The organism is Oleiphilus sp. HI0080, from assembly GCF_001635135.1.
Window position 1 is genome coordinate 1 of the sequence record NZ_LWFU01000043.1, and the last position, 629, is coordinate 629.

The following is a 629-nucleotide window of genomic DNA, read 5'->3' on the forward strand; positions in this document are numbered from 1 at the left end:
GCTTATCGCCTCCACTGAATCTCGATCCTAAATGGTTTCAGCACTATGGCCCATACACGGTCACCAAATATGGGATGTCTATGCTGACCATCAGTTTGGCGCAGGAGTACCGCCGCTTTGGCATTGCGGTAAATTCCTTGTGGCCCCAAACCGTCATTGCGACCGCGGCGGTCGAATTCGAAGGTGGCGGCAAGAGTATTCTTGAGAAAGGTCGGATACCGGCCATCATGGCAGATGCCGCTTATGAAGTACTCTCTACAGACAAGCTCGCACTCACTGGCGAGCTTCTTATAGATGAATGCGTCTTGCGAAAAAGTGGCGTCACTGACTTCGACCAATACCGCTACTCAAGCGAGAACACGAAACCCTTGATGAAAGACCTTTTTGTCGAATAAACTGGGTGTACGGGCGCTTCGGCGCCTGTGAGACGTTAGGATGTCGTCTCGAAGGCTACCAATAAACATAACGAAGCCAAGGTAAAAAACATGCCATCCACTGTTAGCATAGAATCGATTGACTCCGCGTCTGCGGAAAAACCTCTGCCTGCAACGAAGCCATTTAAAAGTTCAATTATTGAAAACGACGCTATCAGAAATGCCGATAGCTTTATCGATATCTTTTACGAACGG

The 629-nt window shown here is 48.6% G+C and carries 1 pseudogene; it reads left to right on the plus strand.

Annotated features, from left to right (window positions below):
* Positions 1–395, plus strand: a pseudogene (locus tag A3751_RS22370) (short chain dehydrogenase); the annotation flags it as partial.
* Between the last annotated feature and the right edge of the window lie 234 nt (positions 396–629).